Below are 23,766 nucleotides of genomic sequence, written 5' to 3' on the forward strand. Positions count from 1 at the left end.
GGCTGCTCCTAACCCAGGTCCCCGCCCAGCAGGTCCCTGGCGATGACCGCCTTCTGGATCTCATTGGTGCCCTCTTCGAAGCGCTGCGCACGGGCGTCGCGGTAGACGCGCTCAATGGGCTGGGTCTGCCAGTAACCGATTCCGCCGTGCACCTGCAGGGCTTTGTCCGTGACCCGGGTGAGCATGTCCACGGCAGTCAGCTTGGCCATGGAAGACAACGCCGCGGCACCCGGATCCGCGTCCTGCCATGCCGACGCTGCCGTGAGGGTGAGTGCCCGCGCAGCAGCGATGTCCGCCGCATTCTCCGCAAGACTGAAGGCTATTGCCTGCCGCGAAGTCAGCGGCTTGCCAAACGTGGTGCGCTGCCGGGCATAGTCAACGGCGAGCTGCTGGGCACGCTGCGCCAGGCCCACACAGCTCATGGCCACGGAGATGCGGCTTGGGGTGAGGAAACCGCCCAGGGCTACCGCCAATCCGTCCCCTTCGGCGCCAAGCCGGTTGGCCACAGGAACCGGGGCATCGGTAAAAGTCAGTGATGCATGGTCGGTGCCGTGCACTCCCATGGTCCGGGACGTATCCTCCACGACCGTGCCCGGCGTGTTCCGGTCCACGAGCAGGGCAACAGTGCCCCCGCGTCCCGTACTTCCCTCCAACCGGGCGAAGAGCAGCCAGTAGTCGCAGCGGACTCCGAATGTGATGAGGTGCTTGCGCCCGGTGAGGTAGTAGGTGTCGCCGTCACGGCGGACCGAAGAGGTAATGTCCACGCCGCTGCCGTTCGCCGGTTCGGTCAGCGTGAACGCCACCACGGATTCCCCGGCCACCGCCGGAATAATGAACTTCTGCCGCTGCGTTTCGTCTGCGAACGGGTTCATGGCGCGCCACGTTCCGTTAAGCACGTGCACGATCATCCGCACGGAGGCATGGGATCTGGAAAAGACTTCCATGAGGCCCATCCACTGCAGGAAACTAAGCCCCGCCCCGCCTAGGCTGCGCGGCGCGGCCAGGGACAGGAAGCCTTCCCTTCGCAGCTCCTTCCACAGGTCATCGGAGACGCTTCCGGAGGACTCGATTTCCTCTGCCCAGGCCTCACCGGGCCCCTGGACCCAGTCCGTCACCCGGGCCAGCAGTTCCCGGTACTCGCCCTCCGGGATTGAACTTCCGCGTCCGTCTGCGGTCACGGTGCTGGAGATGACGCTGCTGGGGTTGACGCTGCTGGTCTTCACGACTGGCTCCTGTCTGTTCCGGCAGAGGGATTCCCCGCTGCCTGCCGTGCCCGCTCCCGCAGCAGGAACTTCTGTACCTTTCCGACCGGGTTGCGGGGAATGGCCTCGAGCAGTTCCAGCCGTTCCGGCCAATAGTGCTTGGACACCTGGCAACTGTCCAGATAGTCCGTGAGTTCCGCCAGGGTCGGTGCAGGGGTGCCCGGAGCCGGGACAACAAACGCGCAGGCACGCTCACCGAGCCGGGGGTCGGGCATGGCTGCCAGTGCGACGTCGTCCACGGACGGGTGCCGGTACAGCAGCTGTTCGATTTCGGCCACCGGGATCTTCTCCCCGCCGCGGTTGATTACGTCCCGAACCCGCCCCGTGATGCGCAGGTAGCCGGCGTCGTCGAGCGCGGCCAGGTCTCCCGTCCGGTACCAGCCGTCTTCGGTAAAGGCTTCCTTGGTGAGGTCCGGCCGGTCCAGGTAACCCTCGAACATGGTGGGGCTCAGCAGCTCGAAGTTGCCTTCCGTCCCCGGCGGCAGGAGCTGTCCGTTGTCGCTGACGATCCGGGCCCGCACACCGGGCAGCAGCTGTCCGTCCGTTCCCCAGACCAGGGCCGGGTCGCCCCCGGGGGAGGAGACCGCGCCAAGACAGGTTTCTGTGGTGCCGAACGCTCCGCAGACCCAGGCGCCGAGGACCCGGGTGGCCCGCTCGGCCAGATGGCGCGGGACGGCTGCACCGGTATTGACGAAAATCCGCAGGCTGGCAGGTGCCGGTGCCCCGGCTTCCACGGCCTTCACCAGGTCGCTGAGGAAGGGGGTGGCTGCCTGGACAAAGCTGCCTTTCCAACCCTGCAGCAGGTTCAGTGCCCGGTTCGGATCCCAGACCGGCTGCAGGATCTGGGGAATTCCCAGTACGAAGGAAAGCCACATTCCGTAGAGAAAGCCCGTCTGGTGAGCCAGTGGCGAAGGCACGAACACGGCGTCCTGCGGCTGCAGCCCAAGATGCCGGGCCTGCAGGGCGGCAGCCATGGAGAGGGTGGAATGCCGGTGCAGTACCCCTTTGGGTTCGCCTGTGGTGCCCGAGGTGAACAGCAGCTGGGCCGGGGCATCGGACGCCGGGGCCGCTGCATCGATTCGGGTACGGTCCACGAATGTCTCAGCGAGTGCCTGCTCCCAGGCGTGCCAGGTGAGGCCGCCGTCGGCCGGCGGCAGGGCGGGAGCGGCTGCGCCTATGACCACTGCATGGCGTACCGCGAGTTCATAGGCCGGATCCGCGCCGGTCCCGGAGGAAAGGATTCCGCGCAGTTCCTCCGCGTAGCGCCGGCCGCGGAATTCCTCCGGAACCACTACGACGGCGGCACGCGAGCGGTGGAGGGCAAAGGCGACTTCCCGTTCCCTGAAGATTGGCATAACGGGTGCAGCGACCGCTCCAATCCGCAGCACCGCTGCGGAGAGCAGGACGAACTCGGACCAGTTGGGCAACTGGAAAGCCACCCGGTCTCCGGGACGGACCCCCAGGTTCAGCAGAAGGGCCGCGGCCTGGTCGGCACCGGCGTCGAGCTCGGCCCAGGTAAGGTGCCCGTCCTCCCTCCCGTCTGTGACCGCAGTCTGGTCCGGCCGTTCCGCCGCCCAGCGGCGGACCCAGTCCGCGCCGGTAACCGAGGCTGCCTCGTCCGGTGACAGGACCTGTTGCCGGTTCGCCTGGGCGCTGGCCGTGCGGCTGGTTTTCTGCCGCGGTACCGGGCCTTCCTGGACCTTCATGGGGAGCCCGAAGGAGTTCATCGCGTCCAGGAACTCCGGGTAGGAAATGCGGTAGGCGTTCGGATAGCTCAAGGTGCTGCGCCCCACTGCTCCGGAGGCAGCCACGGCCAGGGACATCAGGACCCGGTGATCGTTGAAGGAGGACAAATCTGCTGCAGTGAGCTGTTCCGTGCCGCTGACCAGCAGGTCGGTGCCTGAAATCCGGACCCCCGCGCCCATGGAGTTCAGCTGCAGCATGGCCGCTACCCGGTCCGATTCCTTCAGCCTCACGTGGCCCACGTTGCGGAAGATGCTTTCGCCGTCCGCGCAGGCAGCCATCGCGGACAGGACCGGCAGCATGTCAGGGACCGTCCGGCAGTCGATCTCCGCCGGCTGAAGCCTCAGCCCGTTGTGGCGAACGCGCACGCCGTCAGCCCCGGCGTCGTACTCCATGGGAAGCCCCATGGCCCCGGCAATATCCAGGAAGTCCGACTCGGGATGGTCGGCACCTCCTGCAGTGACGGACCGCAGTCCCTTCAACAGCAGGTCGGCGGGATGCAGGGCCGCCGCCGCGAGGCCAAAGGCGGCTGAACCAATGTCTTCCGGCATGCGCATGTCCGTGGGGAGTGCCTCCTGCTGCGGAGGTACTTCAAAGCGGTGCCAGTCATCGCGAACCTCTACCTCCAGGCCGAAGCGCCGCATCATGTTGACGGTCAGCTCCAGATACGTCCTCTCGTTGAGGGTTCCGTCCACCACCACAGAAGTGGGCCGGTCGGCAAACGGGGCAAGCAGGAGCAGGCCGGAGATCCACTGGGACAGCGTCCCGGCGATGTGGACCTCTCCACCTGAGGGGCGGCGGGCACGGACCCGAATCGGCGGACAGCCGGTTGGTGAATCGACGTCGAGGCCCATATCCGTCAGCGCTGCCAGCAGCGGGCCGACTGGGCGCCGCTGGAAGTACTTCTGGCCCGTTACGGTGACGTCGCTGGAGCCAAGGGCAGCCAGTCCCACCATGAAATACAGCGTGGTTCCGGAGCTCCCGGCCGAAACCTCGTTCCGGACGGGACGGTAAGGCCCGCCGTGCACCACATAAGTGCCGCCGTCTATATCGATCCGGGTGCCGAGCAGGCGCAGCATGGCCACGGTGTAGTGGACGTGCCGGGCGTCCGTAAGACCGGTGATGCGGCTGATGCCGGGCGCCAGGGAAGCCAGGATCAGCGCCCGGTGGGCATGGTATTTCGAGTTGGGCACCTGTGCTTCACCAAAGATGCGCTGCTGTGTTCCCAGGACTGAAAGATACATGGCACCGATGCCCTTCGAACAGCTGTCCTTTTCAGGCGGCCACCCCGCTTGCCGACGCTACCAGCTGGGTTCCGGAGCCGGAACAGACCAGCCTCCCGGCACGCTGGGGACCGGCCAATCCGCCCGGCCCTTTTCGGTGCGGGGGAGGACCGGGGAGGGCGGGGAGAAGAGAGTCCGGGAGTGCGCTGACACACTGCAGCCCGCTCCGTTAGGCTCGGGAGATGGAACTTCTTATCTTCTTGGTCATCGCGGTGGTTGTTATTGGCGGCGTAGCGTGGGGCAAGCGGCACTTCTCCCATGAGATTGACCGGGCCAAGCGGATCCGCCGGGCAAACCGCCGCGACACGTAGGCCATTCCCGGAGAGCCCCCACCGGGCCGCGGAATGTTCAGCATGGCCCGGCGGCTGATTTTAGCCGTGAACAGTGCTGGGCTAGACTGATAGAAAATGACGCGCCATGAATCGGGCAATCCCGGTTCGCGGCAACTCCATATGCTAAAAGCCACAAACAGAAGGTGGACGCTGATTCGCGTTCTGCCGGAAGATCTGGCAGACTAGAGAAGTTGTTCAAGCGCTTTTGTGCCCGCACGCGCTTCAGCAGGCCGCTAACGCGGCACTGTGTGCGTGATGAGATTGCGTCCCGGTCAGGATAATGCCTGGCGCAGGGTCGGATCCTTCAGGGGAAAAGCCCATATATAACCCGCCCCCATTCTTGAACGGGTGTTGCCAGTTTCGAATCTGCGACACGCCCGAGCGCGGGGGTCGGAGCCTCGGCAGGTTGAGGAACCCGGAGCTTCCGGATTCAGCTTGTTGGAGGAGCGCCGGGGCCAACATGGCCGCCAGGGGCAAAAACTGTACAGAGAGCAATACTCGAAGAAAGAGGCACGACGCCATGGCGGGACAAAAAATCCGCATCCGGCTGAAGTCGTATGACCACGAGGTCATCGACGTATCAGCACGGAAGATCGTTGAGACGGTCACGCGTGCAGGCGCAACGGTAGTAGGCCCCGTGCCGCTGCCCACGGAAAAGAACGTGTACTGCGTTATCCGTTCGCCGCACAAGTACAAGGACAGCCGCGAGCACTTTGAAATGCGCACGCACAAGCGTCTGATCGACATCATTGACCCCACGCCTAAGGCCGTTGACTCGCTGATGCGTCTTGACCTGCCTGCAGACGTGAACATCGAAATCAAGCTGTAGGGGGGAGCAGATAATTATGTCTTCTTCACTTACCCGCCAGGTTAAGGGCCTCCTGGGCACCAAGCTGGGCATGACCCAGGTCTGGGACGAGAACAACAAGCTCATCCCCGTCACCGTGGTCCAGGCTGATTCCAACGTCATCACCCAGCTGCGCAATGCGGAGAAGGACGGCTACACCGCCGTTCAGATCGGCTACGGCCAGATCGATCCCCGCAAGGTAACCAAGCCGCTGGCCGGCCACTTCGAGAAGGCCGGCGTTACGCCTCGCCGTCACGTTGTTGAGCTGCGCACCGCTGACGCTGACACCTACGAGCTCGGCCAGGAACTCTCTGTTGAGATGTTCGAAGCCGGCCAGAAGGTCGACGTCGTCGGTACCTCCAAGGGCAAGGGCTTCGCCGGTGTCATGAAGCGTCATGGCTTCCACGGCGTTGGCGCTTCCCACGGTGCCCACAAGAACCACCGCAAGCCCGGTTCCATCGGTGGCGCATCCACCCCCGGCCGCGTCTTCAAGGGTCTCCGGATGGCCGGCCGCATGGGCGCCGTCCGCCACACCACGATGAACCTCACCGTCCACGCTGTGGATACCGAGAAGTCGCTGCTGCTGATCAAGGGTGCCGTTCCCGGCGCCCGCGGCCAGGTCGTCCTCGTACGCACCGCCGTGAAGGGAGCTTAGTCTCATGGCTAACAAAGCAACTGTTGAATTCCCCGCAGCAATCTTCGACGTTCAGACGAACGTTCCGCTGCTGCACCAGGTAGTTGTGGCTCAGCTTGCTGCCGCCCGCCAGGGCACGCACAAGACGAAGACCCGCGCCGAGGTTTCCGGTGCAGGCCGCAAGCCGTTCAAGCAGAAGGGCACCGGCCGCGCCCGTCAGGGTTCCATCCGTGCTCCTCACATGACCGGTGGCGGCGTTGTCCACGGACCGACGCCCCGCGACTACAGCCAGCGCACCCCCAAGAAGATGATTGCCGCCGCACTTCGCGGAGCTCTCTCTGACCGGGCACGCAACGGCCGCATCCACGTGCTGGAAACCCTGGTAGCCGGCGAAACGCCGTCCACCAAGGCTGCACGCGAAGCGCTGCGTTCACTTACCGACCGCAAGAACATGCTCGTTGTTATCGAGCGCGCCAACGATATTGCTGCACTCTCCGTGCGCAACCTCACCGATGTTCACGTGATCTACGTAGATCAGCTGAACACCTACGACGTGCTCGTTGCTGACGACGTGGTCTTCACCCAGGCTGCCTACGACGAGTTCGTCGGCAAGAACACTGTCAAGGAGGACGCCAAGTGAGCGCGACCACCGCAAAGGACCCTCGCGACGTGGTGCTTGCACCCGTCGTCTCGGAAAAGAGCTACGGCCTGATCGACGAAGGTAAGTACACCTTCCTGGTCGACCCCCGCTCGAACAAGACCGAGATCAAGCTGGCCGTGGAGAAGATTTTCTCCGTCAAGGTCGACTCGATCAACACCATCAACCGTGCCGGTAAGCGCAAGCGCACCAAATTCGGATGGGGACAGCGCAAGAGCACCAAGCGTGCGATTGTCACCCTGAAGGAAGGCACAATCGACATCTTCGGCGGTCCGCTCAGCTAGGGCGGAGACCACTTTAACGAGGAATAAATAATGGGAATCCGTAAATACAAGCCGACTACCCCGGGCCGCCGCGGCTCGAGCGTAGCCGACTTCACCGAAATCACGCGGTCGACGCCGGAAAAGTCGCTGGTACGTCCGCTGCCCAAAAAGGGCGGCCGTAACAACACCGGCAAGATCACGACCAGGCACAAGGGTGGCGGACACAAGCGCCAGTACCGCCTGATCGACTTCCGCCGGCACGACAAGGACGGCGTCAACGCTCGCGTTGCCGAGATCGAATACGATCCGAACCGCACCGCCCGCATTGCGCTGCTGCACTACGTTGATGGCACCAAGCGTTACATCATTGCGCCGAACAAGCTCAAGCAGGGCGACTTCGTAGAGGCCGGCGCCGGGGCTGACATCAAGCCCGGCAACAACCTGCCGCTGCGCAACATCCCCGTGGGTACCGTTATCCACGCCGTTGAACTGCGCCCGGGCGGCGGTGCCAAGATGGCCCGCTCCGCCGGTGCATCGGTTCAGCTGGTTGCAAAGGAAGGCCGCTTCGCCCAGCTGCGTCTGCCTTCCGGCGAAATCCGCAACGTCGACGTCCGCTGCCGCGCCACCATTGGCGAGGTCGGCAACGCCGAGCAGTCCAACATCAACTGGGGCAAGGCCGGCCGCATGCGCTGGAAGGGCGTTCGCCCGACCGTTCGCGGTGTCGCCATGAACCCGGTTGACCACCCGCATGGTGGCGGCGAAGGCAAGACCAGTGGTGGACGCCACCCGGTCAACCCGAACGGTAAGCCCGAGGGCCGTACCCGCCGCCCCAACAAAGAGAGCGACAAGCTTATTGTGCGTCGCCGTCGTTCCGGCAAGAACAAGCGATAGGAGCCTGGAAACATGCCACGCAGCCTGAAGAAAGGCCCCTTCGTCGACCAGCACCTCTTCCTTAAGGTGCAGGCCGAAAACGAGAAGGGCACCAAGAACGTCATCAAGACGTGGTCCCGCCGCTCGATGATCATCCCCGACATGCTCGGGCACACGATCGCCGTGCACGACGGACGCAAGCACATTCCGGTGTTTGTCACCGAGTCGATGGTCGGGCACAAGCTCGGCGAATTCGCTCTGACGCGTACATTCCGCGGCCATGTGAAGGACGACCGCAAGGGCAAGCGCCGCTAGGCGCTGCTCTTTCGGCAGAAGACGAGAGAAGGAAAGCAATGGAAGCCAAGGCAATTGCGCGTCATATCCGCGTAACGCCTATGAAGGCCCGGCGCGTCGTCAACCTTGTTCGTGGCAAGCAAGCGAATGAGGCATTGGCAATTCTGAAGTTTGCCCCCCAGGCAGCTTCGGAGCCGGTATTCAAGGTAGTTCAGTCGGCAATGGCCAACGCACGTGTCCTCGCGGACCGTGACGGCGTGGCCTTCGACGAAGGTGACCTCTACATCAGCGAAGCATTCGTTGACGAAGGACCCACCATGAAGCGGTTCCAGCCGCGGGCCCAGGGCCGCGCCTACCGCATCAACAAGCGGACCAGCCACGTCACCGTGGTTGTCGCAACCCCCGAGAACGAGGAGGACCGTTAAGTGGGACAGAAGGTAAACCCGCACGGGTTCCGACTCGGCATCACCACTGATCACGTTTCGCACTGGTTTGCTGACAGCAACAAGCCGGGCCAGCGTTACAAGGACTTCGTCCGCGAGGACATCAAGATCCGTCAGCTGATGTCCACCGGCATGGACCGCGCCGGCATCGCCAAGGTTGAGATCGAGCGCACCCGCGACCGTGTCCGTGTGGATATCCACACTGCACGTCCGGGCATCGTGATCGGCCGCCGCGGCGCCGAAGCAGACCGCATCCGCGGCGAGCTCGAAAAGCTCACCGGCAAGCAGGTCCAGCTGAACATCCTCGAGGTCAAGAACCCCGAGATGGAAGCACAGCTGGTTGCCCAGGGTGTTGCAGAGCAGCTCTCTTCCCGCGTGGCTTTCCGCCGTGCGATGAAGAAGGCAATTCAGTCCGCACAGCGTGCAGGCGCAAAGGGTATCCGTATCCAGTGCTCCGGCCGCCTGGGTGGCGCTGAAATGAGCCGCTCGGAGTTCTACCGCGAAGGCCGTGTGCCCCTGCATACCCTCCGCGCGAACATCGACTACGGCTTCTTCGAAGCCAAGACCACCTTCGGCCGCATTGGCGTGAAGGTCTGGATCTACAAGGGCGACGTCACTTCCAAGGAACTGGCTGCACAGCAGGCTGCTGCACCGTCCCGCGGACGTTCCAACGACCGTCCGGGCCGCGGCCCGGCCGACCGTGGGGACCGTCGTCGTCGTAACGACCGCGGCGACAAGGCCGCCGCGCCTGCTGCAGAGGCTCCGGCCGCTGAGGCAGCTGCCCCCGCAGCAGAAGGAGGACAGGCTTAAATGCTTATCCCACGTCGAGTCAAGTACCGCAAGCAGCACCACCCGGGTCGTTCCGGCGCTGCAACCGGTGGCACCGCTGTCAGCTTCGGTGAATGGGGTATCCAGGCTCTTACGCCTGCATACGTAACCAACCGCCAGATTGAAGCTGCACGTATTGCCATGACGCGCCACATCAAGCGCGGCGGCAAGGTCTGGATCAACATCTACCCGGACCGTCCGCTGACGAAGAAGCCTGCTGAAACCCGTATGGGTTCCGGTAAGGGTTCGCCGGAGTGGTGGGTTGCAAACGTCAAGCCGGGGCGGGTTCTGTTCGAACTCTCCGGTGTTTCCGAAGAGGTAGCTCGCGAGGCACTGCGCCTGGCGATCCATAAGCTGCCGTTGAAGGCACGCATTGTGCGTCGCGAGGGTGGTGAATAGCAATGGCTATCGGTTCAAAGGAACTTGCAACTGATCAGCTGGACGGGTTCGACAACGAGCGTCTCGTTGAAGAACTGCGCAAGGCCAAGGAGGAGCTGTTCAACCTCCGTTTCCAGTCGGCCACCGGCCAGCTGGAAAACAACGGACGGCTCCGTGCCGTAAAGCGCGACATCGCCCGCATCTACACGGTGCTGCGTGAGCGTGAACTGGGAATTCGTCCCGAGGCAGTTGCTCCCGTCGAGGAAGCAGCCCCCGAGAAGAAGAAGTCCAAGAAGAAGGCTGCGGAGTCCGAAGCTGCGGTTGCCGAGGATGATGCCAAATGAGCGAAAACAAGAATGAGGCAGCAGTGACAACTGACGCAAACGGAGCCGATGCCCGCGGGTACCGGAAGACCGCTCGCGGCTACGTGGTCTCCGACAAGATGGACAAGACCATTGTCGTCGAGGTTGAAGACCGCGTGAAGCACGCGCTGTACGGCAAGGTTCTTCGCCGCACCGAGAAGCGCAAGGCACATGACGAGCAGAACGCTGCCGGCATTGGTGACCTCGTGCTGATCGCCGAGACCCGCCCGCTCTCCGCTACCAAGCGGTGGCGCCTGGTCGAGATCATCGAAAAGGCCAAGTAGCCAAACGCCGAAAGGCACAGTAGCTGCAAAGCACATAACAGGCCGGAGCGTGTGCCGGGGGAGAGGCTGAGAAGCAGCTCCTTCGGCACGCAGGCGCCGTCCAAAGCGTCAGGGCCCCGGCGGCGGAATCATTCGATTTCGTTTCCGGGGCCCTTTCGCGGTAAACTTGAAATCTTGTCTGTGTGGTGCGGAAGCATGTCCTCTTTTGGACACCCATCCTCACCGCCGAATAAGACAAAAGCCCGATAATCTTGTTCAGCATGGTGCTGCGGCTTGCGCTGCAGAGCGGCCCGTAGGGGCCGGTGCTGAGTACCAGTATTACGGGGTCCACCCATATCCGTTCCGCAAGGCTCAGGAAACACTGAGAACCGGCGCGACGACAGGAGTAATAAGTGATTCAGCAGGAGTCGCGACTGAAGGTCGCCGACAACACGGGTGCCAAGGAAATCTTGACCATCCGCGTTCTCGGTGGATCCGGCCGTCGCTACGCAGGCATTGGCGACACCATTGTTGCCACCGTCAAGGATGCAATTCCCGGCGGCAACGTCAAGAAGGGCGATGTGGTCAAGGCCGTCATCGTCCGTACCAAGAAGGAACGCCGCCGCCAGGACGGTTCCTACATCAAGTTCGATGAGAACGCTGCAGTGATCTTGAAGAATGACGGCGACCCCCGCGGTACCCGTATCTTCGGCCCGGTCGGCCGCGAACTTCGCGACAAGAAGTTCATGAAGATCATTTCGCTGGCTCCGGAGGTGCTGTAGATCATGGCAAAGATCAAGAAGGGTGACCTGGTTCAGGTCATCACCGGTGCCAAGGCTGAGCGCGGCGGAGACCGCGGCAAGCAGGGCAAGGTACTGAAGGTTTTCCCGGAGACCAACCGCGTGCTCGTAGAGGGCATCAACCGCGTCACCAAGCACACCAAGGTTGGCCAGTCCTCCCGTGGTTCCAAGACCGGCGGCATCGAGGTTGTTGAAGCCCCGATCCACGTTTCCAACGTGGCCGTTGTGGATCCCGAGACGAAGAAGCCCACCCGCGTTGGCTACCGCACCGAAATCGTCGAAAAAGACGGCCGGACCCGCACCGTGCGCATCCGCGTCGCCAAGGGCTCTGGGAAGGACCTCTAATGACTGAGACTGTCACCAAGATCGTTCCCCGTCTGAAGACCCGCTACGCAGCGGAAATCAAGCAGACTCTGCAGGACGAATTCAACTACGCAAACGTCAACCAGGTTCCGCGCCTCGTCAAGGTCGTTGTGAACATGGGTGTTGGAGATGCCGCTAAGGACTCCAAGCTCATTGACGGTGCTGTACGCGACCTGACGGCCATCACCGGCCAGAAGCCGCAGATCACCAAGGCACGCAAGTCGATCGCACAGTTCAAGCTGCGCGAAGGCATGCCGATCGGTGCGCACGCTACGCTGCGCGGCGACCGCATGTGGGAATTCGTGGACCGCCTGGTCACCCTGGCGCTCCCGCGTATCCGCGACTTCCGCGGCCTGAGCGGCAAACAGTTCGACGGCAACGGCAACTACACGTTCGGTCTGACCGAGCAGTCGATGTTCCACGAAATCGATCAGGACAAGATCGACCGCGTACGCGGCATGGACATCACCGTGGTTACCACCGCCAAGACCGATGACGAGGGACGCGCGCTGCTGAAGGCGCTCGGCTTCCCGTTCAAATCCGAAGATTAATTACTACGTAAAAGGTCTGTTGCTTAACGCAGGGCACGCTTTGCGCCGAGCAGCAGAAACCGTTACGAGGGAGGGCTAGAGCCCACATGACAATGACAGATCCTGTCGCAGACATGCTCACGCGTCTGCGCAATGCAAACTCGGCATACCACGACACCGTGTCCATGCCGTACAGCAAGCTGAAGGCACGCGTTGCCGACATCCTGAAGGCCGAAGGCTACATCGCCGGCTGGAAGGAAGAAGAGGCACAGGTTGGCAAGACGCTGACCCTGGACCTCAAGTTCGGTCCGAACCGCGAGCGTTCGATTGCTGGCGTCCGCCGCATCTCCAAGCCGGGCCTGCGTGTATACGCAAAGTCCACCAACCTGCCGCGCGTTCTGGGCGGGCTGGGTATCGCCATCCTGTCGACGTCGTCAGGTCTGCTGACCGACCGCCAGGCCGCCAAGAAGGGTGTGGGTGGGGAAGTCCTCGCCTACGTCTGGTAGCAGGGAAGGGAAAGAATAATGTCACGTATTGGACGTCTGCCCATCTCTGTCCCCGCCGGTGTCGACGTTGCCATTGATGGCAACACCGTCACGGTCAAGGGTTCCAAGGGCGAGCTGAGCCACGTTGTGCCCAGCCCGATCTCGGTTTCCATGGACGAGAACACCATCACCGTCGCCCGCCCCAATGACGAGCGCGAATCCCGTTCCCTCCACGGCCTGACCCGCACCCTGATCTCCAACATGATCACCGGTGTGACCGAAGGCTACAAGAAGGACCTGGAAATCGTTGGCACCGGTTACCGTGTGCAGGCCAAGGGCTCGGACCTCGAGTTCGCCCTGGGCTACAGCCACCCGGTATCCGTGAAGGCTCCGGAGGGCATCACGCTCACCGTTACGGGCCCGACCAAGCTCACCGTTTCCGGCATTGACAAGCAGCAGGTCGGCGAGGTTTCCGCCAACATCCGCAAGCTGCGCAAGCCTGACCCCTACAAGGGCAAGGGCATTCGTTACGCCGGCGAGATTGTCCGCCGCAAGGTCGGAAAGGCTGGTAAGTAATCATGGCCATCAGCATCAATAAGAAGCGCAATTCCAAGAGCAAGGCCGCTTCCCGGAGCCGCCGTCAGCTGCGGATCCGCAAGCGCATTGCCGGCACCGCGGCCCGTCCGCGCCTGGTCGTCAACCGCTCTTCGCGCCACGTGTTCGTCCAGGTTGTCGATGACAGCCGCGGCGTAACCGTTGCATCCGCGTCCACCATGGAAGCAGATCTGCGTTCCATGGAGGGCGACAAGACTGCCAAGTCGAAGCGCGTCGGCGAGCTCGTTGCCGAACGTGCCAAGGCTGCCGGCGTCGAAGCCGTGGTGTTTGACCGCGGCGGCAACCGCTACCACGGCCGCATCGCGGCTGTTGCAGACGGCGCACGCGAAGGTGGGCTGGCACTGTGACCGAGGCAAACAAGGAAAAGGAAAATCAGGTGACTGAAGCTACATCTGCTGAGGCAACTGAGACCAAGGAAACCGCTGCCGCAGGCACCGACGACCGCCGCGGCGGCCGCCGGGGCGAGCAGCGCTCTGACCGTGGAGGCCGTGACCGCGGCGGACGCGGCGGACGCGACGGCGGACGCAACGATGACAAGGACAAGTTCATTGAACGCGTCGTTACCATCAACCGCGTCGCCAAGGTGGTCAAGGGTGGTCGTCGCTTCAGCTTCACCGCTCTGGTAGTTGTCGGTGACGGCAACGGCATGGTCGGCGTTGGCTACGGCAAGGCAAAGGAAGTTCCTTCGGCTATCGCCAAGGCAGTCGAGGAAGCGAAGAAGTCCTTCTTCCGCGTTCCCCGCATTGCCGGCACCGTCCCGCACCTGGTGCAGGGCGAGGCAGCCGCAGGCGTTGTCCTGCTCCGTCCGGCTTCCCCGGGTACCGGCGTTATCGCCGGTGGTCCGGTCCGAGCCATCCTCGAGTGCGCCGGTATCCACGACGTGCTGTCCAAGTCGCTGGGTTCCTCCAACGCGATCAACATCGTGCACGCCACGGTTGACGCGCTGAAGCGCCTCGAAGAGCCCCAGGCTGTGGCTGCCCGCCGTGGCCTGCCGCTGGACGAAGTTGCTCCCGCAGCGATGATCCGCAACATGCAGAAGGCTGGTGCATGATGACTACTCCGAAGCGCGTTGCCGTCAGCTCGGCACAGCTGGAAATCACCCAGATTAAGTCCACCATCGGTGGTAAGCAGAATCAGCGCGACACGCTGCGTTCACTCGGCCTGAAGCACATCGGCGACTCCGTCGTCCGCAGTGCAGATGCCGTGACCGTTGGCATGATCAACACGGTTCCGCACCTCGTGAAGGTTGAGGAGGCGAAGTAACATGGCCGAAGATAACAAAGCTCTGAAGGTCCACCACCTGCGTCCTGCTCCGGGTGCCAAGACGGCTAAAACCCGTGTTGGCCGCGGTGAAGGTTCCAAGGGTAAGACCGCAGGCCGCGGTACCAAGGGTACGGCTGCCCGCTACCAGGTCAAGGCCGGTTTCGCAGGCGGGCAGCTGCCGCTGCACATGCGCCTGCCGAAGCTGCGCGGCTTCAAGAACCCGTTCAAGGTCGAGTTCCAGGTTGTAAACCTGGACAAGATCTCTGAGCTGTTCCCCGAAGGAGGCGAGGTCACCGTTGAGGCCCTCGTTGCCAAGGGTGCCGTGCGCAAGAACCAGCCCGTCAAGGTGCTGGGCACCGGCGACATCACCGTCAAGGTTGATGTGAAGGCAGATGCATTCTCTGCCAGCGCCGCTGAAAAGATCGCTGCAGCAGGCGGATCGACCACGGCGCTCTAAGCTCCGTGACTTTCCGTGCACTTCTCCGCTGCCGGCCCCGGGTTTTCCCGGGTGCCGGCAGCGGGTTGTGCGCACACCTGCGTGCTACTAAGCTCCCGGAAGGCCTTTAAACGGCCAGCCGGGGGCTTGGTGCCTTTAACGCTCCCGCCGCTGCCATGTTCGATAACGCAACAGCGGCCCTGAGCGGATAGACTCAGGTTTTGTTCAAGTCCCGCCGGGACTCATTTCCACACTTTCTTCAGGAGGACGCTTGCTTAGCGCTATTGGCCGGGCTTTCCGGACGCCAGACCTGCGACGCAAGCTGTTGTTTACGCTGGGAATCATCACTATCTTCCGCATGGGTGCTTTTATCCCGGCCCCGGGTGTTGACTACGGCAATGTGCAGCAGTGCTTGGCTCTTGGTGCCACTTCCGGTGGCCTCTACGAGTTCGTAAACCTCTTCAGCGGCGGCGCCCTGCTGCAGGTCTCAGTCTTCGCCCTCGGCATCATGCCGTACATCACCGCCAGCATCATCGTGCAGCTGCTGCGCGTGGTGATCCCTCACTTCCAGGCACTGTATGAGGAAGGCCAGCAGGGTCAGTCCACGCTCACGCAGTACACCCGCTACCTGACCATCGCACTGGGCCTGCTGAATGCAACCACCGTGGTCTCGCTGGCCCGTTCGGGCGCACTGTTCAACAACATGTGCTCCGTGCCGATCATCCCGGACGACAACATCATCACCATCCTGCTGCTGATCATCACGCTGACGGCCGGCACCGGCCTGATCATGTGGATGGGTGAGCTTGTCACCGAAAAGGGCGTCGGCAACGGCATGTCCCTGCTGATCTTCACCTCGATCGTTGCCAGCTTCCCGAGCGCGCTCGGAGCTATCCTGTCCGCACAGGGCTGGACCATCTTCCTGGGCGTAATCGCGATCGGTATCGTGACGGTTGCGCTGGTGATCTTCGTGGAACAGTCCCAGCGCCGTGTCCCGGTCCAGTACGCCAAGCGTATGGTTGGGCGCCGCACGGTCGGCGGCACGAACACCTACATCCCCATCAAGGTCAACATGGCCGGCGTGATCCCCGTGATCTTTGCGTCCTCCATGCTGTACCTGCCCTCCCTGCTGGCTCAGTTCAACACCCCTTCGGACGGCTCTGCTCCGCCGGAATGGGTTGTCTGGATCAACAACTACCTGACCAGCGGAGACCACCCGCTGTACATGGCCGTGTACTTCCTGATGATCGTGTTCTTCACGTACTTCTACGTGTCGATCACCTTCAATCCGGAGGAAGTATCGGAAAACATGAAGAAGTACGGCGGTTTCATTCCCGGCATCCGTGCCGGCCGCCCCACCGCCGAATACCTGCAGTACGTGCTTTCCCGCATTACCCTGCCCGGCGCCATGTATTTGGGCATTGTTGCCCTTATTCCGCTGATTGCCCTGGTGCTGGTCGGGGCAAACCAGAACTTCCCGTTCGGCGGAACCTCGATCCTCATCATGGTTGGTGTGGGACTCGAGACGGTCAAACAAATTGACGCGCAGCTCCAGCAGCGTCACTACGAAGGGTTATTGCGATGACACGTCTGCTCATTATTGGGCCTCCCGGTGCCGGCAAGGGAACACAGGCTTCCCGCATCTCCGAACGCCTTGGTGTCAGCGCGATTTCAACGGGAGACATCTTCCGCTCCAATGTGAAGAACCTGACCCCGCTCGGCATCGAAGCCAAGAAGTACATCGACGCCGGAAACTTCGTGCCGGACGAGGTCACCAACAACATGGTCCGTGCCCGGCTCCTGGAAGAAGACGTTACGGAGGGCTTCCTGCTCGACGGCTACCCGCGCACTGTTGCGCAGGTCGAAGAGCTCGATGACATCCTTGCAGCCGGCGGCGACAGCCTTGACGCCGTGCTGCTGCTGACGGCCGACGACGAGGAACTGGTTTCCCGCCTGCTCCGCCGTGCGGAGATCGAGGGCCGGACCGACGACAACGAAGAAGTCATCCGGCACCGCCTCGAGCTGTACAAGCAGCAGACAGCCGACGTCGTCGACGCCTACGAGAAGCGCGGAATCGTTACCCGCGTTGACGGCCTGGGCGACATCGACGAGGTTACCGAGCGCGTCATGCAGGCACTCAAGCAGACCAGCTAGAACAGACAGAAGGCGAGACGTTGGCCCAGCCACGGATCCAGTACAAAACCAATGCGCAGATGCGCACCATGCGCGAGGCAGGCCTGGTGCTGATCAAGGCACTGGACGCGGCGGTTGCAGCCGCCCGCCCCGGCATCACCACGGCAGAGATCGACCAGGTCTTCGCCGGAGTGCTCGCCGAGGCGGGGGCGACGTCGAACTTCCTCGGGTATTACGATTTCCCGGCCACCATCTGCACCTCGGTGAATGAGGAAGTCGTTCACGGCATCCCCGGGAACCGGGTACTGGCCGACGGCGACATTATCTCCATCGACGGCGGTGCCATCGTGGACGGCTGGCACTCCGACTCGGCACGCACCGTCATTGTCGGTACAGCTGATCCGGAGGACCAGCGGCTCTCCGACGTCACCGAGAACGCCATGTGGCACGGCATCGCGGCTGCAGCCAAGGGCCGGTTTGTCGGGGACATCGGTGCCGCCATCGATGACTACGTCAGTTCCGTTCCGGGGAAACCGCTGGGAATCCTCGAGGACTACGTCGGACACGGCATCGGCTCGGAAATGCATCAGGCTCCGGATGTGCTCAATTACCGCACGAGCCACCGGGGACCGAAGCTGAAGGCCGGGATGTGCCTGGCGATCGAGCCCATGCTCGTTCGCGGCGGCATTGAAACGGCCACGCTGGATGATGACTGGACCGTCGTTACCACCGACGGCGCCCGTTCCTGCCAGTGGGAGCATTCAGTTGCGATCCACGAAAAGGGGATCTGGGTGCTTACGTCGCCCGACGGCGGTGCGTCGCGGCTTGCGCCCCTGGGCGTGACCCCCGTGCCGATTCCGTAAGGCAGCTCTGCAGAAGGGCCTGTTCCGCTTTTAGCGGGACAGGCCCTTCTGCGTTTCCCGGTACGGCGGTGCGGCGGCGGCCGCGGAATCGTCCCTTGGGGCGGACCGCCGGTACCACTGAAGACAGAAGACGACCATGACGGCCAGCTCGACGGCTCCGCCGGCGTAGTACATTGCCATGGCCCCTGTCTCGGCTTCACCCGCAGGAATACCTGCGGGTGGCTGGGCGTACAGCGACTTGGCCAGGATGTTGTGCGCCGCAGCAGTGAACACCAGGACACCGGCCCGCAGCCGCAGGCCTGCCCGGTGGGGATTAGGGTCACGTCCGATCAGCGCCGCGGTCCACAGGTAGCCCGCTGCCACCAGATGGAACGTGACGATCCAGTGCACCGGTGCGTAAGCGCGCATCGCATCAAAGAGCGGAGTCCGGAACATCAGGTACATGCCGCCGAGGTTCAGCACCGTCGCAGTGAGCGGGTTGGCGAGTATCCGGGCCGGAGCGCTGCGCAGGATCCTTACGGTCCGGAGCGCCGGCATCCGGTCCATGGACCGCAGAGCGAGGGTCACGGGCCGGGAAAACACCAGCAGCAGGGGTACAAGCATGCCGGCAATGACGTGGGAAAGTGCCAGCAGAGTGAAGTTGCCGTGGGCCAGGCCGGGCAGCGGACCAAGGACCGTCAGCAGCGCCAGGACCACGCCCAGAATGAACAGGACAGTACGGTGCAGCGGCCACCCCCTGGCCCTGGGCGAACAGGCGCCGGCCACATAGGCGGCGGCAGCTGCGCAGGCCGGGACCAGGAAGAGAACTTCGACCGGAAAGGCGCCCGAAGGATGCTGCATTAGCGTCCAGGTTCGCCTGCGGCCGCTGCCCGCGTCCGCAGCAGCAGGAATATCCCCGCCGCAATCATGACCACAGCAGCAATATTCCAGGCCAGGTCGTAGGGCAGAAGCTCAACGTCATAGCGGATCTGGTGCAGGGTCAGCAGCTTGTGCTGGATAGTGCCGTCATAAAACTGGAAGGCACCGGTGCCCAGAAGCACTGCGCCGGCCCAGCGCGCCGGGTTCAGGACGTTGTGGCGTCGAAGGTCAGCGAACAGGAACAGGCCGGCGACTATGGCAAACCAGCCAAACGCGTGGAACAGGCCGTCAGAGAACAGGCCAACGGAAGCGGTGGACTTGTCATAGAAGTGATGCCACTGCAGCAGCTGGTGGAATACCACCTCGTCGACGAACGCTGCGACGCCAATACCCACCAGGACTCCGGAAAGCACGTTCCTGCGGGCCGGCCTGAGTACTTCGGTGCGTGGGGAATTCATGGCCCCGACCCTAGCAAGAGTGTTCCGGCATGGCAGCAGGACGGACGCGCAGGACCCGCCGGCGGGGAACACGGACCAAGACCCGCAGTGGAGACGAGCGGTGGCCGCGTCACTAAATGAACGCCCTGTTAACTCCGGCTGAAAGCACTTCCAACGGACGCTGAAGTCTTCTTCAAATGCCCTGGTTCCGGCCGTTTGCCGCGGGGCTGAAACCTACGCTGAAGGCGTCAATCATCTCCCGACGAAGGTTCGCACCTGTTATGTCATCTTCCACTTTGTCCCCACCCGGCCAGGCCGCCGCCAGCGGTCCGGGAAACGGGTCCGCGCGGGCCGGCATGCCGCCCCGCCGCGCCGAAGCACGGCGGCCGGACGCGCGGCGCCGGAACAAACCCTCAAACTGGCTCCTGTTCGCGCTGCTGGCCGGCCCGAACATCGTGCTCCTGCTGGTCTTCACCTTCAAGCCGCTGCTTCAGTCCCTGTATTACTCCACGCTCCAGTGGAACATCGGTTCGGCAATCGCCCGTCCAGTCGGTTTCCGGAACTACACCGACTGGCTGACCGCACCCGGCACCCCGCAGGTCATCACCGTAACCCTCATCTTCACCCTGGCTACCGTGGGCGGAGGGATGGTCATCGGACTTGCCCTTGCCCTGCTCCTGAACAGCAGGCTCAAGCTCAGGGGAGCAGCCCGAACCATCGTCGTCGCGCCGTACGTGCTCTCCGGCGTCGCCGTCGGACTGCTTTGGCTCTTTGTCTTTGACCCGAACTTTGGTGTCACGTCCGCGCTGCTGCAGGCCTTTGGCCTGTCCTCGCCGGACTGGTACAACGATCCCGGCTACGCACTGGCCATGGTCATCATCGTCTACCTCTGGAAAAACGTGGGCTACGTGGCCCTCATTTATCTGGCGGGCCTGCAGGCAATTCCCAGGGACCTGCTGGAAGCCGCGTCCCTGGACGGGGCGGGACGGCTGAGGACGCTGGCGGGAATAACCCTTCCGCTGCTGGGGCCAACCACTTTCTTCCTCTCGGTGACGACCCTGCTCAGCTCACTGCAGTCCTTCGACATCATTCAGGCCATGACCAGGGGCGGACCGCTGGAAGGCACCACCACCATGATGTACCAGATCTACCAGCAGGGCTTCGTAGCCGGGACCGCCGGCTACTCGTCGGCGATCGCGACCATCCTGTTCCTGGTGCTCCTCGCCGTAACCCTGCTGCAGCTGAAGTTCGTTGAACGGAAGGTGCATTACTCGTGAGCAACGCTGTGCGCCCCGCCCTGACCGCCCGGCGGCCCGGTGGTCCCGGAACCCGGAGACGTCCGGCCGGCTACGCTGCCCTGGCGGCCGCCGTCGCCGTCATGATCCTGCCGCTGGTCTGGATGATGCTGGCCAGCTTCAAGGAACCGGATGAGATCTACACAGTGCCAATTCAGTGGCTGCCCGCCGGATGGGACCTGTCCAACTATGCGGCAGCACTTGAACGCGTCCCGTTCGGAGCCTTCTTTGCCAATTCGCTGCTGGTAACCGTGATCGGTGCCGGGCTCAAGATTCTCCTGGGCCTCACCACTGCCTATGCCCTGGTCTTCCTGGATGTGCCGTTCAAGAAGGTGTTCTTCGCCGTCGTCATCTTCGCCCTGCTCGTTCCGCAGCAGATTGTGATCATCCCGAACTACACGCTGGTGGCGGAACTGGGCTGGCTCAATACCTACCAGGGCATCATCCTTCCGGGGCTGGCCAGTGCCTTCGGAACCTTCCTGTTCCGCCAGCACTTCCTCTCCCTGCCGCAGTCGGTCATGGAAGCCGCGGTGCTTGACGGCGCCGGCCACCTGCGCAGGCTGTTCCAGTTTGTGGTTCCCATGTCAGCGCCCACGATCGCGGCAGTTGCCCTGGTCTCCGTGGTCAACGAATGGAACGAGTACCTCTGGCCGCTGCTGGTAGTGGACCGCGCGGAGATGATGACGCTGCCCGTAGGGCTGACGCTGCTGCAGAACAACGACGGCGTTACCAACTGGGGCGTGCTGATGGCTGGAACTGTGCTCATTACGGTTCCCGTCCTGGCCCTGTTCTTCGTTCTCCAGCGCCGGATCGTTTCCGGCCTGACCGCAGGTGCCGTGACCGGCTGACCCCGTCCGTATACCCGCCCCCGTATCCCACCTGTCCCGATCTCCTTTCTTTCATTGCCCCGCTTTCCGCTACATAACCGAAGGAAACCATGAACAAGCGTCTTGCCCCCGCCGTCGCCGCAGCAGCTCCCGCCGGCGGGCTGACCCGCCGCAGCATGCTGGCCCTTGCCGGGCTCCTGGGCGGGACCGCCGCCCTGGCAGCCTGCGGCGGACCGTCCACTGCCGGCACCGGAGGAGCAATGGAAACTGCCGGAACCGACTGGGCGTCCATCAACGCCGCCGGCAAAATCACCTGGTGGTCCAACCACCCCGGTGCCTCGAAGCCGATCGAGGAGGAACTCATCCGCCGGTTCACAGCCAAGACCGGCATTGAGGTGGAGCTGGTGACCGCCGGCGCCGATTACGACGAAGTTGCCCAGCGCTTCCAGGCATCGGCCGGCACAAACAACGTTCCGGACCTCGTAGGCGCCAGCGATGTCTGGTGGTTCCGCTACATGATCAACGGGCAGATCCTGCCCGTCGACGACGTAGCCGCACACCTGGGGATCGAAACGGCCGACTACAACACCGGCCTGTACAACGACTACGAGTTCAACGGGAACCACTGGGCCTTCCCATACGCCCGGTCCACCCCGCTGTTCTATTACAACCGCGACCTGTTCGCGGCGGCGGGACTGCCCGACCGTGCGCCGAAAACCTGGGAAGAGTACAACTCCTGGGCGCCGGCCCTGGCAGAGGCCAACGGCGGTGCCGTCCCCATGGCCCTCGGATCGGACACCTCCTGGTCTGCCTGGTGGTTCTGCAACATCATGTGGGGCATGGGCGGGCAGTACTCCAAGGACTGGACCCTCACCCTGGACGATCCCAGGACACTCGAAGCAGGAGAGTTCCTGCGTGGGATGATCCACGAGCGCAGGAGCGTGGCGGTTTCGGCCGCTGACTACGTAGCGGACTTCACCGCCGGAGTGAGCGCCTGCACCATCGCTTCCACCGGATCGCTGAGCGGGATTATGGAAGCGGCGAAGTTCGACGTCGGTACGGGCTTCCTTCCCGAAGGTCCTGCGGGGCCCGCGTGTCCTACGGGTGGAACAGGCATTGCCATCGCCGCGGAGAAGTCTCCCGAGCAGCAGCTGGCAGCGGCCATGTTCCTGCAGTTCATCGGCGAGCCGGAGCAGACCGCCTACTTCTCCGCGAACACCGGGTACATGCCGGTGCGGACCTCTGCCGCGGACGGCGCCGAGATGCAGGCGGTCTATGCCAAGGCACCGCAGTTCCGTACCGCCGTCGACCAGCTGGGCACAACCCGGGTACAGGACTGGGCACGCTCCTTCGTGCCATCCGGCGACCAGCACTTGACCACCGCCCTGGAGAAGATCATGCTTCAGGACACTCCGGCGGCCGAAGCCTTCGCGGCGGCATCGGATGCCATTGCCAAGTCCTTCGAGCAGAACGTTGAGCCGTACCTGTGAACCTGCTGAACATTGCCCATCGCGGCAACTCTGCACAGGCACCGGAAAACACCCTGGCTGCCTTCGCCTCGGCTGCGGCTGCAGGGGCGGGGATGATCGAGACCGATCTGCAGCTCAGCGCGGACGGAGCCGTCGTGCTGATCCACGACCAGACCCTTGACCGCACGGGTGGCCGGGCCGGCCGGGTTGACGAGCTGACTGCCCCGGAACTGGGCCAGGCAGACGCGGGAAGCTGGTTCTCGCCGATCTTCGCCGGGGAACCCATTCCCAGGCTCGAAGACCTGGTGGACTTTGCCGCCCGGAACACCGGGCTGCGCTGGCTGCTCGAGTTCAAGGGCGATTGGACACCGGACCAGGCCGCACCCGCGGCCGGCATGCTGCGGGATGCAGGTCTCGGCGGACGCTGCGTGCTGCAGGGTTTTTCTCCGCGCACTCTCCGCAGCCTTCAGGCGGCGGCACCGGACATTGACCGCGGGCTGCTCATCACGCTGCCCCCCGCTCCGGGGGAGGAGCAGCACCTCCTTGGCTTCCTGGCAGAAACCGGTGCCGGCTACTGCAACCCCCACGGGGGTGTCCTGGAAGCATCGCCGCAGCTGGTTTCAGCCCTCCAGGCTGCGGGCGTGAAAGTCTGCACCTGGACACTGAACCTGCCGGAGCAGTGGGCGGCAGCAGCAGCCGCGGGAGTCGACGGGATCATTACTGACCGGCCCGCCGAGCTTGCCGCCTGGATCGCGGGCATCCCGGATACCCCTTGACGGACGCGGCAGCGGCGGCAGGATTTAACTTATCCGGCCCTGTGCCGTAGAGTTATCTGTTGGTTGTCTCTACATTCGTGCCCTTTTCCAACCGGTTTCGACCGGCTGGATGGGCTTGGGGAGAGACCATCTAACACCAAAAACCGCTGCCCCTGC

The 23,766-nt window shown here is 63.4% G+C and carries 32 protein-coding genes; 28 read left to right on the forward strand and 4 right to left on the reverse strand.

Annotated features, from left to right (window positions below; genetic code table 11):
* Window positions 1-8: 8 nt before the first annotated feature.
* Together AO716_RS02370 and aroA are read right to left on the reverse strand one after the other, a co-directional pair.
* Complete coding sequence (locus AO716_RS02370; protein ID WP_200907575.1) at window positions 9-1,223, reverse strand: acyl-CoA dehydrogenase family protein; 1,215 nt, start codon at window positions 1,221-1,223, stop codon at window positions 9-11.
* The gene (gene aroA, locus AO716_RS02375; RefSeq protein WP_055239345.1) at window positions 1,220-4,249 is read right to left on the reverse strand and encodes a 3-phosphoshikimate 1-carboxyvinyltransferase; all 3,030 of its coding nucleotides are present in this window, start codon (window positions 4,247-4,249) and stop codon (window positions 1,220-1,222) included. Before aroA ends, AO716_RS02370 begins: the two co-directional genes overlap by 4 nt.
* 221 nt (window positions 4,250-4,470) lie before the next feature.
* Between aroA and AO716_RS17805 the strand changes: the two genes are divergently transcribed.
* The 24 genes from AO716_RS17805 to map all read left to right on the forward strand — a co-directional run bounded on the left by AO716_RS17805 (window position 4,471) and on the right by map (window position 17,948).
* A complete protein-coding gene (locus AO716_RS17805) occupies window positions 4,471-4,599 on the forward strand; it encodes a hypothetical protein (protein ID WP_268753542.1) in 129 nt (42 codons plus the stop codon).
* Window positions 4,600-5,140: 541 nt separating this feature from the next.
* Window positions 5,141-5,449, forward strand: coding sequence for a 30S ribosomal protein S10 (rpsJ, locus tag AO716_RS02380; protein WP_003803825.1), 309 nt, complete (start codon window positions 5,141-5,143; stop codon window positions 5,447-5,449).
* A gap of 16 nt (window positions 5,450-5,465) precedes the next feature.
* Window positions 5,466-6,122: a 50S ribosomal protein L3 gene (gene rplC / locus AO716_RS02385; protein WP_055239346.1), complete on the forward strand. Its 657-nt coding sequence runs from the start codon at window positions 5,466-5,468 to the stop codon at window positions 6,120-6,122.
* Between the two features lie 4 nt (window positions 6,123-6,126).
* Window positions 6,127-6,741 carry a 50S ribosomal protein L4 gene (rplD, locus tag AO716_RS02390; RefSeq protein WP_055239347.1) on the forward strand — a complete coding sequence of 205 codons (615 nt, stop codon included), beginning with the start codon at window positions 6,127-6,129 and terminating at the stop codon, window positions 6,739-6,741.
* Complete coding sequence (gene rplW, locus AO716_RS02395) at window positions 6,738-7,043, forward strand: 50S ribosomal protein L23 (protein WP_055239348.1); 306 nt, start codon at window positions 6,738-6,740, stop codon at window positions 7,041-7,043. Before rplD ends, rplW begins: the two co-directional genes overlap by 4 nt.
* A gap of 30 nt (window positions 7,044-7,073) precedes the next feature.
* On the forward strand, window positions 7,074-7,913 hold the full coding sequence (gene rplB, locus AO716_RS02400; RefSeq protein WP_055239349.1) for a 50S ribosomal protein L2: 840 nt from the start codon (window positions 7,074-7,076) through the stop codon (window positions 7,911-7,913).
* Between the two features lie 12 nt (window positions 7,914-7,925).
* Entirely contained in the window at window positions 7,926-8,207 is a 282-nt protein-coding gene (rpsS, locus tag AO716_RS02405; protein ID WP_055239350.1) for a 30S ribosomal protein S19, read from the forward strand.
* Window positions 8,208-8,245: 38 nt separating this feature from the next.
* Complete coding sequence (rplV, locus tag AO716_RS02410; protein ID WP_055239351.1) at window positions 8,246-8,611, forward strand: 50S ribosomal protein L22; 366 nt, start codon at window positions 8,246-8,248, stop codon at window positions 8,609-8,611.
* Window positions 8,612-9,439: a 30S ribosomal protein S3 gene (gene rpsC / locus AO716_RS02415; RefSeq protein ID WP_055239352.1), complete on the forward strand. Its 828-nt coding sequence runs from the start codon at window positions 8,612-8,614 to the stop codon at window positions 9,437-9,439.
* Complete coding sequence (gene rplP, locus AO716_RS02420) at window positions 9,440-9,856, forward strand: 50S ribosomal protein L16 (protein WP_055239353.1); 417 nt, start codon at window positions 9,440-9,442, stop codon at window positions 9,854-9,856.
* Window positions 9,857-9,858: 2 nt separating this feature from the next.
* The gene (rpmC, locus tag AO716_RS17655) at window positions 9,859-10,179 is read left to right on the forward strand and encodes a 50S ribosomal protein L29 (protein ID WP_055239354.1); all 321 of its coding nucleotides are present in this window, start codon (window positions 9,859-9,861) and stop codon (window positions 10,177-10,179) included.
* Window positions 10,176-10,481 carry a 30S ribosomal protein S17 gene (gene rpsQ, locus AO716_RS02430; RefSeq protein ID WP_055239355.1) on the forward strand — a complete coding sequence of 102 codons (306 nt, stop codon included), beginning with the start codon at window positions 10,176-10,178 and terminating at the stop codon, window positions 10,479-10,481. Before rpmC ends, rpsQ begins: the two co-directional genes overlap by 4 nt.
* Window positions 10,482-10,873: 392 nt before the next feature.
* Window positions 10,874-11,242: a 50S ribosomal protein L14 gene (rplN, locus tag AO716_RS02435; RefSeq protein WP_055239356.1), complete on the forward strand. Its 369-nt coding sequence runs from the start codon at window positions 10,874-10,876 to the stop codon at window positions 11,240-11,242.
* Window positions 11,243-11,245: 3 nt separating this feature from the next.
* The gene (gene rplX / locus AO716_RS02440; RefSeq protein WP_055239357.1) at window positions 11,246-11,605 is read left to right on the forward strand and encodes a 50S ribosomal protein L24; all 360 of its coding nucleotides are present in this window, start codon (window positions 11,246-11,248) and stop codon (window positions 11,603-11,605) included.
* The gene (gene rplE, locus AO716_RS02445; RefSeq protein ID WP_055239358.1) at window positions 11,605-12,174 is read left to right on the forward strand and encodes a 50S ribosomal protein L5; all 570 of its coding nucleotides are present in this window, start codon (window positions 11,605-11,607) and stop codon (window positions 12,172-12,174) included. Before rplX ends, rplE begins: the two co-directional genes overlap by 1 nt.
* Before the next feature lie 86 nt (window positions 12,175-12,260).
* On the forward strand, window positions 12,261-12,659 hold the full coding sequence (gene rpsH / locus AO716_RS02450) for a 30S ribosomal protein S8 (RefSeq protein WP_055239359.1): 399 nt from the start codon (window positions 12,261-12,263) through the stop codon (window positions 12,657-12,659).
* An 18-nt stretch (window positions 12,660-12,677) separates the two neighbouring features.
* A complete protein-coding gene (gene rplF, locus AO716_RS02455) occupies window positions 12,678-13,214 on the forward strand; it encodes a 50S ribosomal protein L6 (RefSeq protein ID WP_055239360.1) in 537 nt (178 codons plus the stop codon).
* Between the two features lie 2 nt (window positions 13,215-13,216).
* Window positions 13,217-13,600: a 50S ribosomal protein L18 gene (rplR, locus tag AO716_RS02460; RefSeq protein ID WP_055239361.1), complete on the forward strand. Its 384-nt coding sequence runs from the start codon at window positions 13,217-13,219 to the stop codon at window positions 13,598-13,600.
* Between the two features lie 29 nt (window positions 13,601-13,629).
* Window positions 13,630-14,304 (forward strand): 30S ribosomal protein S5, encoded by a 675-nt coding sequence (gene rpsE, locus AO716_RS02465; protein ID WP_191746925.1) that lies wholly within the window; start codon window positions 13,630-13,632, stop codon window positions 14,302-14,304.
* Entirely contained in the window at window positions 14,304-14,516 is a 213-nt protein-coding gene (gene rpmD, locus AO716_RS02470) for a 50S ribosomal protein L30 (protein WP_055239737.1), read from the forward strand. Before rpsE ends, rpmD begins: the two co-directional genes overlap by 1 nt.
* Window position 14,517: 1 nt before the next feature.
* The gene (gene rplO, locus AO716_RS02475) at window positions 14,518-14,973 is read left to right on the forward strand and encodes a 50S ribosomal protein L15 (protein WP_055239363.1); all 456 of its coding nucleotides are present in this window, start codon (window positions 14,518-14,520) and stop codon (window positions 14,971-14,973) included.
* Between the two features lie 250 nt (window positions 14,974-15,223).
* On the forward strand, window positions 15,224-16,537 hold the full coding sequence (gene secY, locus AO716_RS02480; protein WP_055239364.1) for a preprotein translocase subunit SecY: 1,314 nt from the start codon (window positions 15,224-15,226) through the stop codon (window positions 16,535-16,537).
* The gene (locus AO716_RS02485; RefSeq protein ID WP_055239365.1) at window positions 16,534-17,106 is read left to right on the forward strand and encodes an adenylate kinase; all 573 of its coding nucleotides are present in this window, start codon (window positions 16,534-16,536) and stop codon (window positions 17,104-17,106) included. Before secY ends, AO716_RS02485 begins: the two co-directional genes overlap by 4 nt.
* A 20-nt stretch (window positions 17,107-17,126) precedes the next feature.
* Complete coding sequence (map, locus tag AO716_RS02490) at window positions 17,127-17,948, forward strand: type I methionyl aminopeptidase (RefSeq protein WP_082413254.1); 822 nt, start codon at window positions 17,127-17,129, stop codon at window positions 17,946-17,948.
* Window positions 17,949-17,978: 30 nt separating this feature from the next.
* On the opposite strand, the gene AO716_RS02495 is transcribed toward map, so the two are convergent.
* Window positions 17,979-18,788 carry a cytochrome c oxidase assembly protein gene (locus AO716_RS02495; protein ID WP_055239366.1) on the reverse strand — a complete coding sequence of 270 codons (810 nt, stop codon included), beginning with the start codon at window positions 18,786-18,788 and terminating at the stop codon, window positions 17,979-17,981.
* The gene (locus tag AO716_RS02500) at window positions 18,788-19,264 is read right to left on the reverse strand and encodes a DUF2243 domain-containing protein (protein ID WP_055239367.1); all 477 of its coding nucleotides are present in this window, start codon (window positions 19,262-19,264) and stop codon (window positions 18,788-18,790) included. The genes AO716_RS02495 and AO716_RS02500 overlap by 1 nt, the downstream gene beginning before the upstream one ends.
* Before the next feature lie 260 nt (window positions 19,265-19,524).
* On the opposite strand from AO716_RS02500, the gene AO716_RS02505 reads away from it, so the two are divergent.
* The 4 genes from AO716_RS02505 (at window position 19,525) to AO716_RS02520 (ending at window position 23,610) form a co-directional block, all read left to right on the forward strand.
* Window positions 19,525-20,520: a carbohydrate ABC transporter permease gene (locus AO716_RS02505; protein ID WP_082413255.1), complete on the forward strand. Its 996-nt coding sequence runs from the start codon at window positions 19,525-19,527 to the stop codon at window positions 20,518-20,520.
* Complete coding sequence (locus AO716_RS02510) at window positions 20,517-21,386, forward strand: carbohydrate ABC transporter permease (protein WP_055239369.1); 870 nt, start codon at window positions 20,517-20,519, stop codon at window positions 21,384-21,386. Before AO716_RS02505 ends, AO716_RS02510 begins: the two co-directional genes overlap by 4 nt.
* Window positions 21,387-21,475: 89 nt before the next feature.
* Window positions 21,476-22,855, forward strand: coding sequence for an ABC transporter substrate-binding protein (locus AO716_RS02515; RefSeq protein ID WP_055239370.1), 1,380 nt, complete (start codon window positions 21,476-21,478; stop codon window positions 22,853-22,855).
* Window positions 22,852-23,610, forward strand: coding sequence for a glycerophosphodiester phosphodiesterase (locus tag AO716_RS02520; protein WP_055239371.1), 759 nt, complete (start codon window positions 22,852-22,854; stop codon window positions 23,608-23,610). Before AO716_RS02515 ends, AO716_RS02520 begins: the two co-directional genes overlap by 4 nt.
* The last annotated feature ends 156 nt before the right edge of the window (window positions 23,611-23,766 follow it).

The sequence above is a fragment of the Arthrobacter sp. Edens01 genome (genome assembly GCF_001307035.1).
Lineage (GTDB): Bacteria > Actinomycetota > Actinomycetes > Actinomycetales > Micrococcaceae > Arthrobacter_B.